General features: G+C 65.5%; 4 protein-coding genes. All 4 read left to right on the top strand.

The window, feature by feature from the left end:
* Nucleotides 1-89: 89 nt before the first annotated feature.
* Nucleotides 90-4,298 carry an amylo-alpha-1,6-glucosidase gene (locus tag ACMLHG_RS10840; RefSeq protein WP_417170510.1) on the top strand — a complete coding sequence of 1,403 codons (4,209 nt, stop codon included), beginning with the start codon at nt 90-92 and terminating at the stop codon, nt 4,296-4,298.
* Nucleotides 4,282-5,829 (top strand): N-acyl-D-amino-acid deacylase family protein, encoded by a 1,548-nt coding sequence (locus ACMLHG_RS10835; protein ID WP_417170509.1) that lies wholly within the window; start codon nt 4,282-4,284, stop codon nt 5,827-5,829. Before ACMLHG_RS10840 ends, ACMLHG_RS10835 begins: the two co-directional genes overlap by 17 nt.
* Before the next feature lie 143 nt (nt 5,830-5,972).
* The gene (locus ACMLHG_RS10830) at nt 5,973-9,392 is read left to right on the top strand and encodes a hypothetical protein (RefSeq protein WP_417170508.1); all 3,420 of its coding nucleotides are present in this window, start codon (nt 5,973-5,975) and stop codon (nt 9,390-9,392) included.
* Nucleotides 9,393-9,417: 25 nt separating this feature from the next.
* The coding region (locus ACMLHG_RS10825; protein ID WP_417170507.1) for a hypothetical protein at nt 9,418-9,637 on the top strand (220 nt) is incomplete at its 3' end.

Here is a 9,637-nt window from a genome sequence, read left to right as displayed (position 1 = left end):
AAAACCGGAACTATTACTTTATTTTTTCATCCGGAACGCTATATTATGACGCAAAACAGGAGCCACGATTCAGAGAGCAGGAATCCACCATGCGTCAGAGCATCATACCCGCCCGGAACATCTTTTACGCCGGAGAAACCGTCACCTTCCACCTGGAGGGCGTCGCACCGGAACGGAAAGGGAAAGCGGTCGTCCGCACCAACCTCGGCCGCGCCCACATCCGCCGCAGTGAAATTGTGGAATTTGCCGAACACGGCCGCCCGCCCGCCGGGCTGGACTGGCACGACGTCGAACTGCAGGAAAATCCGGACGGCAGCCGCTCGCTGGAACTGCCGCTGACCCAGATGGGGATTTTCGAGGCGAAATGCTGCTTCATCCCCGACGACGGCGCCCCGATCGAGTGGGCGGAAGGGGAGAACTTCCGGCTCAAGGTGGAGAGCGCCGCGGCACTGACCGCCAACACCGTCTACTGCGCCTTCGTCCGGCAGTTCGGGGCGAACCTCGAACGGGAATACTCCCTCCCCCAGCCCGCCGCCGTGGCGGAACTGGATCAGGCCGGATACACGGTCCTGCCGCCCTCCGGCACCTTCCGGGGGCTGATCAAACAGCTCGACCACATCTTCGGCGCGCTCGGCTGCCGGATTCTTCAGCTGCTGCCGATCCACCCGGTCCCGACCACCTACGGGAGAATGGGATTGTACGGGAGCCCCTTCGCCGCACTGGACTACTTCAACGTCGACCCGGCGCTGGCGGAGTTCGACCGCAAGGCGACGCCGCTGGATCAGTTCGGCGAACTGGTCGACGCCGTCCACGCCCGGGACGGACGGATTTTCATGGACATCCCGGTCAACCACACCGGCTGGGCCTCGAAACTGCAGGGGGAACACCCGGAGTACTTCGTCCGCTCCTCCGACGGCACCTTCGAAAGCCCCGGCGCCTGGGGTGTAGTCTGGGCGGACCTCTGCAAGCTCGACTACCGCGACCCGAAGGTGCGGCAGCTGATGGCGAAGGTGTTCCTCTTCTGGTGCCGCCGCGGGGTGGACGGCTTCCGCTGCGACGCCGGATACATGCTGCCGGAGGCGGCGTGGGACTACATCGTCGCCCGGGTCCACGAGGAGTATCCCGACACGGTATTCCTGCTCGAGGGGCTGGGCGGACCGCTCAAACTGCAGGAGCGGCTGCTCGGCAGCTCCGGGCTGAACTGGGGGTATTCGGAGCTGTTTCAGAACTATACCCGCGACCAGATCACCGGCTATTTCCCGGTCATGGACCGCTGCAGCCGGCAGTTCGGCACCCTGATCAATTTCGCGGAGACGCACGACAACAACCGGCTGGCCGCCACGTCGCAGACCTACGCGAAACTGCGCTTCGCCGTCGCGGCACTGCTGGCGGAGAACGGCGCCTTCGGCTTCGCCAACGGCGCGGAATTTTTCGCGAAGGAGAAGATCGACGTCCACGGCAGCGGCGGCCTCAACTGGGGCGCGACGCCCAATCTGGTCGACACCATCCGGCGCTACAACACCCTGCTCGCCGACCACCCCGCCTTCCAGCCGGGCTCCCGGATCGAACTCATTCAGACCGGTCCGGGCAACGTGCTGGCCGCCTGCCGCCGTGCGGAGAGCGGCGAGACACTGCTGGTGCTGCTCAACCTCGACTGCGACCACCCGTCGGAGGTGCACTGGCCGTCGGAGCGCTGTCCGGACGGCGCCGGCCGCGATCTTCTTTCCGACCGCAGGGTGAATTTCCGCCACGAATTCGGCGAACTCTCCCTGCCGCTGGAGCCGGGCGAAGCGCTCTGCATCGCCTTCGACGACTACCGGATTCCCGCCCCGGCCGTCAACCGGGAACCGGAACGGGTCCGGCGTCAGCGTGCCGACGCGATGGCCCGGCGGATTCTGGTCAAACTCGGCGGCCTCACCGCCGGCGCCATCCCCGCCCCCGGCGAAGCGATGCTGGCCGATCCGGAGAAATTCACCGCCACCGCCACCGGGATGGAGCCGCCGCCGCTCACCCACTGGCGCGAAGCGTTCGATCCGCGCCGCCGGGTCATGCTCCCGCCGGGGGATATTCTGCTGGCGGAGAGCCGCGGCCGCTTCCGGCTGGAAATCCATTTTGAAAACCGCACCATCGCCTTCGGCACCAGCCTCAAGGCGGCGGACGGGCGGGAGATCGTCCTGCTGCCGCTGCCGGAGAACAGCGCGGAAAAAGCGCGGCTGCTGAAACTTCACATGACCTGTTTCGACGCCGACGGTACAATCCGCCGCACCGGCGGAGAGCTTCTCCAGCTTCCGGACCCCCGCAAGGTCCGCATCCACCTCGGCGGCGAACGGGTCGAGCATGAGCTCGGCAACCGGTACGCGTTCGGGGCGAACTCCCGCGGCGGCGTCAGTCTCTTCTCCGCCGCCTGGGACCGGCTCGAGAGCAAGTACGAAGCGATCCTCGCGGCCAACATCAACCCCTCCTACCCGGTCGACCGGCATGTGATGTTCACCCGCTGCCGGGCGTGGCTGGCGATCAACGGCTATTCGCAGGCGATCGATCTCGATTCGCTGGCCGCCTTCCAGGCCGGCCCGGACAACCGGGCGCGCTGGCACTTCCGTCTCCCCGCAGGTCAGGGGTGCCGGGCCGATCTGGAGATCGAGTTCGCCATGGCGCTCGACCGCGATGCGGTGGAGTTCCGGTTCCGCCGGTCCAACTCCGGCGGACGGCCGGGGGAACTTGACGACGCGACCCCGGTGACGATCATCCTGCGCCCCGACCTCGAGGACCGGATCAACCATCAGGTCACCAAGGCGTTCACCGGCCCGGAACACCGCTTCCCGGCGGCGGTCCGGCCGCTGGAGAACGGCTTCGACTTCACCCCGGCGGAACGCTCCCTGCGGCTCCGTGCGGAAGGGGGCGTCTTCCACTCCCAGCCGGAGTGGTACTACCTCGTCGATCTGCCGGCGGAGCGCTATTACGGGCTGGAGGACAAGACCGACCTCTTCAGCCCCGGCTACTTCGAAATTCCGCTGTGCGGCGGCGAAAGCGCCCGTCTCTTCGCCGAAGCGGTTCCCGCCGGAACTCCGGAGGGAGAACCCTGCACCTGGCCGGAGGAAGGCCGGTGGCCGGAAGCGGTTCCGCCCCGCCAGCTCTTCGAGCCGGCCATGCGCCGGTTCGTGGTCAAACGCGATGAATTCAGCACGGTGATCGCGGGCTATCCGTGGTTTCTCGACTGGGGGCGCGACACGCTGATCGCACTGCGCGGCCTCGTCGCCGGGGGATTCCGCACCGAATGCGAAGCGATCATCCGTCAGTTCGCCTGTTTCGAACGGAACGGAACGATTCCGAACATGATCCGCGGGCTGGACGACGCCAACCGCGACACCAGCGACGCGCCGCTCTATCTTGTCGTCGCCGCGCGGGATTTCGTCGACGCCGCCGGTTCCGCCGCGCTGCTCGACGCCGACTGCGGCGGGCGTACGCTCCGGGAGGTGCTCCGCTCGATCGCCCGTCACTACCAGGACGGCACGCCGAACGGCATCCGGATGGACCGGGAGAGCGGCCTCATCTTCAGCCCGTCGCACTTCACCTGGATGGATACGAACTTCCCCGCCGGGACTCCGCGCGAAGGGTATCCGATTGAAATTCAGGCGCTCTGGTACGCCGCGCTGGAGTTTCTCGGGCGGGAGGAGCCGGAGTTCCGCCGCCTCGCCGAACAGGTCCGCCGGAGCATCGAGACGCTCTTCTTCCGCACCGAAAACGGCAACTGTTCGGACTGCCTCCATGCGCGGCCGGGGGTCCCCGCCGCAGAAGCGGTTCCCGACGACCACATCCGCCCCAATCAGCTTCTCGCGGTCACGCTCGGCGCGGTCTCCGACCGGGCCAGACAGCGGCGCATCCTCGCCGCCTGCGAAGAACTGCTGGTGCCCGGCGGCATCCGCAGTCTCGCCGACCGGCCGGTACACTACCTGCTGCCGATTGAGCGGGACGGGCGGCTGCTCAACGACCCGGCCCATCCCTACCGCGGGCGCTACTGCGGCCCGGAGGACACCGAACGGAAGGTGGCCTACCACAACGGCACGGTCTGGTGCTGGCCCTTCCCGGCCTACTGCGAAGCGCTCGCGCTGACCGGCGGGCGGCGGGCCCGGAAACGGGCGCTGGCGCTGCTGCTCTCCGCGGCGGAATATTTTGAATGCGGCGTCCCCGGGGAACTGCCCGAGGTCGCCGACGGCGACGCGCCCCACCGCGAGGGCGGTTGTCCGGCTCAGGCGTGGAGCGGATCGGAGTTCTTCCGTGTCTATGAACTGCTCAAGTAAACTCTTCCGCAACCTCTGGCTGGCGGACGGCACCGGCGCACCGTTGCGGCGCGCGGCAGTGCTGGTCCGGGGGGGGCTTGTCCAGGCGGTCGAGCCGGAGATTCTCGGTTCCGCGGCGGCGGAGGAGCATCACGATCTCGGCGGCCGGATTCTCGCGCCGGGATTTCTCGACGCGCACGGCCACTCCGACCTCTCGATCCTCGCCTCGCCGGAGGGATTCGGGCGGATTTCGCAGGGGGTGACCGGCGAAATCGTCGGCAACTGCGGCCTCTCCGCCTTTCCGCTCACCGGCGACAACCGCGACCACCTGACCGAACTCTACCGCAACTACGGCGTCGAACTGGACTGGGAGGATTTCGCTGGCTGGCAGAAGGCGCTGAACGCGCGGAATGTGCGGCTCCGGATGCACGCCCTCTGCGGCCACAACACCCTGCGCGCCGCCGTCGCCGGCTACGAAAAGAAGACGCTTTCCGGAACCGAATTCGATCGCATGAAGGAGCTGCTCGAAACCGCGCTGCAGCAGGGCGCCTCCGGCCTTTCCACCGGACTGCTCTACGTGCCGGGCAAATTCGCCGACCGCGATGAACTGCTGTTTCTGATGAAGCTCCTCGCCCGCGCGGGAAGCCTCTACGCCACCCATCTGCGCAGTGAGGGGCGCGAACTTCTGGAATCGCTGGAGGAGACCATCGAACTTGCCCGGAGCGCCGGACTGCGGCGGGTGCACATCAGCCACTTCAAGACCGCCGGGCGGGCGAACTGGCACAAGCTCGACCGCGCCATCGCACTGCTCGAAGAGGCGCGCGCCGGCGGGATGGAGCTCACCGTCGACCGCTACCCCTACACCGAATCGATGACCCAGCTCAGCACCATCCTGCCGGGCGAATGGGAGGATCTCGACGACGAGACGATCGAACGCCGCCTCGCCGACCCGGCCACCGCCGAAACGCTGGAACACGAACTTGCCGAGGCGCGCCCCGCCGATTCGTGGCCGACGGTCCGTCTGGTGGGGACCTCCGCGCCCGGCATGGCGGAGTTCTGCGGCGAAACCTTCGACCGGATTGCGGCACGCTGCAAACTGCCTCCGGCGGCCGTCGCCGTCCGTCTGCTCGCCGCCGACGCGGCGGGCACCACCGCCGGATTCCGCGGCATGTCCGAAGAGAATCTCCGGCGGATCATCGCGCTCGACTACTGCGCCTGCGGCAGCGACGAGAACGCCCGCCCGGCGGATGGTTCGCTCGGGAGCTGCCATCCGCGCGCCTTCGGTTCGCTGCCGCACTTCCTGCGGCTCCGGCTCGATGCGTCCAGTTCGATCGAAGCGGCGGTGCGGCAGGTGACCGGCCTGCCGGCCGGAATCTTCCGCCTCGCCGACGCGGGGGTGATTGCGCCGGGGAAACCGGCCGACCTTTCCGCATTCGATCCGGAGACGATCGACGGGCAGGCGGACTTCCTCCACCCGCACGCGCCCGCCTCCGGAATTCTCTTCACTCTGATCGGCGGCGAATTCGTCTATCGCGGCGGCTCGGGATGCTGAGCTTTTTCCGGCGGGAAATGTTTTTGGTTATCGATTTTTTCAAAACCATAACAATAAAAACGGACTTTTTTGGACTTTTTTCCCGAACCATGTTGTATCCGGAGGAAAACCGGGTATAATTAGTTGCCGAAAGGAGTCCGCTCATGAGAAAAGTCATCGCCTGTGCCATCCTGTCGTCAACCGTCGCACTGCTGTTCGCCGGGGAACCGATCAACCTCAATGGAGCCATGGAGCTGGGGCTGACCGGCGCCGGCGTTCCCGCCTACCGGCTCGACATCAACCGGGCGGCGATCTCCGCCGTGCACGCCAATCCGGAAAAGGTCTACTTCGCCCGGACCGTTTCCGGCGGCAACCCCGGCCGCTGTCTGATGATTCCCGGCTACACCGGCGTTTCCAACTACCAGCTCGAACTCGCCGACTTTCTGCTCACACGCGACGGCGAAGTGGAGATCTCCTTCGATGCGAAAATCGGTCCGGATGAATCCGGCGTCATGCAGCCGAAGAAAAGCTTCTACATCGACTTCCGCACCTTCCCCGATCTCAGTCGCGACAGCTACTACCCCATGCTGACCGGCTTCAGCTTCCACCCCGGCACCGAATGGAAACGCTTCTCCAAACGGTTCAAGGTCAAAGCCTACACCAACTATTATCACATCTGGGTTCTGCCGAACGGCATTCCGGACGGCGGCACCGGCAACGCCCTCTACCTCGACAACTTCCGTTTCGCCTGGGTCGACGGCAAACCGGCACAGGAGCCGGAGGAATACGCCGTCATCCCCGACCGCACCGACCAGATCTACGCCCCCGGCGACCCGGTCAAACTGACCGTCCGCGCCCGGCTCCGCTCCGACCGGAAGGAGCTCGCCGGAACGCTCCGGCTCAAGCGCGAATATGACAACTCCCCGTTCGCGGCGCTCCCGGTCACCCTGAAAGCGGACGCCGACGGAACCTTCGAAGGAAGCGTGGAACTCAAGGCGGGAGAATACGGCTCCTTCCTCACCGGTCTGGAGATTCCGGGAAAAACGCTCCGCGGCGTCAACTCCACGTTCGTCGTGCTCCACCCGGTCATCCGCCATCCGTGGGGTTCGCCCGGCTGGGGACTCGGCGCCAACGATCCCAGCCTCTGCCCCTACGGCCGCTCGGGGAAGGAGTGCGTCAACAACTACATCCTCCCCTTCGCCGGCATGGAACGTGCCTACCGGCTCTTCCGGCAGGCGGGGGTTCAGATGCTCCGCATCTGGGGCCACTGGCGGCAGATCGAGCCGGAGGAGGGGAAATTCACCGCCGGCATCATGGACCTCCCGATGGAGGAGATCGCCCGTTACAACTATGAACCGATCTTCTGTCTGGTCGGGAACTTCATCATCCACGGCGGACGCAAAGGGCTGGAGCAGCGGCTCAAGCGCGGCAACAGCAACCTGCCCGAATACCTCTTCCGCTGGTACCATCAGAGCAGTGATCCGGCCAAGGGCTCGGTACTGCCGCCGCTGGAGGTCTACGGCCGCTACCTCGATTTCGTCCTCGATCACTGGGGGAAGCAGGTGCGGATCTGGGAGGTCTCCAATGAGCCGGGCATCTTCGGCATGCCCGCAAAGAACTACATCGACTACCTCAAGTACACCAACCGGACCGTCAAGAAAGAGTATCCTGGCGCGGTGATTCTCGGCAACGGCGTCACCGGCGACTTCGGCATCAACGTGGTCAAGTGGTGCGAACAGCTCAATGAGGCGGATCCGAATTACGTGGACAGCCTCGACGGCATCGCCTTCCACCCCTACGCGAGCGGGCTGGACTACCTCAACGGCATCCGCGGCCTCTACGGCCAGTGCGTCAAAAACATCCGGAGCAAACTCGCCCGGCCCCGCCCCCTCTGGAACACCGAATGCTACTATCTGCCCGCCGCCCGCTTCCGCCAGATCAACCACGGCCGGGAGTTCAGCCGCTACGGGGCGAACGACATTCAGCGCCACTTCCTCGACGGGCTCTATCACGGCGTCACGGCGGCGGCCTCGCCGGATCCCTCCAGTTACTTCCACCGCACCGGGAACACCGTCAACCTGATCAGTTTCAACGAGGTGGCGGCGGCGCAGAACGCGCTCTCGGCCCTGCTCGAAGGGATGGAGAAACTTGAGAAGGTCGAACTCAATCCGCAGATTCGCTCCGCGCTCTTCCTCTCCCGCGACGGCAAGCGGGCGCTGGGGTTCCTCTACGACTTCCGCCCGAGCGGCAGCACCTGGATTCCGGGGCGCGCCGACGGGGTGAAAATTCTCGACCTCTACGGCAACGACCGGACCGCCGCCGGGAAGTATCATCTCGGCTTCGAGCCGTACTACCTTGCCGGAACTCCGGACGCGGTCCGGAAGGCGCTGACCGGCTCCCGGTTCGAACTGGAAAATCCGGTGGAGTTCCACGGACGGCGGTTCGGCGACCTGCTCCTGCTCGACGCGAAGAACCTCTCCGGCCTCCCCGGCGAAATGGAGTGCGTGCTTGGCGGGATGCCGCTCCACCTCTCGTTCCGCAACGACGTCGGCCACACCGTGGCCGCCCTGCCCTTCTCCGGAAAAATTCCGGCGGGCGTGAAGATGGTCCCGGAGACGCCCGGCTACACCCTGCCTGCCACGGTGACGCTCCGCAGAGGGACCCGCGCCGCGCTCTCCGTCTCAAACGGAATGCTGAAAATTCAGCTCGAAGTGAAAGATTCCAATCTCAAGGCCGCCGACGGGAAAAATCTCTGGAACGGTTCCGCCGTCGAAGTGTTCCTCGATCCGGAACCGCTGCGCAATCTCTCCATCGACGACGTCAAGCCGCACCAGTATGTGTTCGCGGCCCTGCCCTCCTCCACCGGAGTGGAAACCATCGCCGTCCGCCGGGAGACGACCCGCGCCGCGCGCAAAGTCGAACGCACCGCGACCGGGTACCGGATGACCCTTGAAATTCCGCTCGATGAACTGCCGGATTCGGAATTCTACGGCATCGACCTTGAAATCGACCGGCCGGGGGAGAAGGAAAAAGAGTCCCTCGGCAGCCGCCCGGGGCTCTCGTTCCGCAAGCGTCTCCACTACCACCTCATCCGGATTCCGCGGGAGCAGAAGCTTCACAACACCGATTTCTCCGACGCCTCGTACGGCGATCCCGCCTGGTGGTGCTACAGCATTACGCCGGGCATGACGGTTACCGCCGACGGGAAAAACGGGGTTGTCATCACCAACCACCGGCCGGACAAAGTGGCGGAAAGCGTGATTCAGCAGCAGATTCCGATTCCACCGGGGAAGTACCGCAGCGGCACGCTGCAGGTCGTCTTACGCTACCGCGACGTCAAAGCGGCGCAACCGGGCCGCGGCCGTCACGGTCTCCTGCTCGCGGTCAACTACAACGGCGGCAACCTCCACTATGCGGAAACCACCCGCAAACAGGATCTGGAAGGGGATGGGGCACGGCAGTTGCGCACCTTCGACTTCAAGATTCCGCCGCGGGCGAACTACCTTGCTCTGCGCATCGGCCTCGGCGCGCACACCACCGGAACCGTCCAGGTGGAGCGGGCCGAACTGATGCTGAACCAGTAATCGAAACACACGAAAGGAACACCACATGAACCGACTTCTTCTCACACTTCTGGCCGCCGCTGCGGCCTCCTCCGTCTCCGCCGCCGCGGTCCGGAATGTCTTCCGCATCGATCTGCAGGGAGACAAGGGGCTTGGAATGGTCTACAAGAACGGCTCCGAAGGCACCACCGGCAGCCAGGCCGGCTGGCTCAAGGAGAAAAAAGATACCCGGCTGATCGTCACCGGACCGATTTCGCAGGAGTGGA

Origin of the sequence: Victivallis sp., from assembly GCF_048170485.1 — a bacterium.
In the GTDB taxonomy this organism is placed as follows: Bacteria; Verrucomicrobiota; Lentisphaeria; order Victivallales; family Victivallaceae; genus Victivallis.
The sequence above is the reverse complement of the archived record's forward strand: the minus strand, read 5'-3'. Positions and strand labels throughout refer to the sequence as shown.

Excerpts from the sequence above, each read along its gene's own strand:
- ACMLHG_RS10840 (WP_417170510.1), top strand. The coding sequence starts at position 90 with ATGCGTCAGAGCATCATACCCGCCCGGAACATCTTTTACGCCGGAGAA.
- ACMLHG_RS10835 (WP_417170509.1), top strand. The coding sequence starts at position 4,282 with ATGAACTGCTCAAGTAAACTCTTCCGCAACCTCTGGCTGGCGGACGGC.
- ACMLHG_RS10830 (WP_417170508.1), top strand. The coding sequence starts at position 5,973 with ATGAGAAAAGTCATCGCCTGTGCCATCCTGTCGTCAACCGTCGCACTG.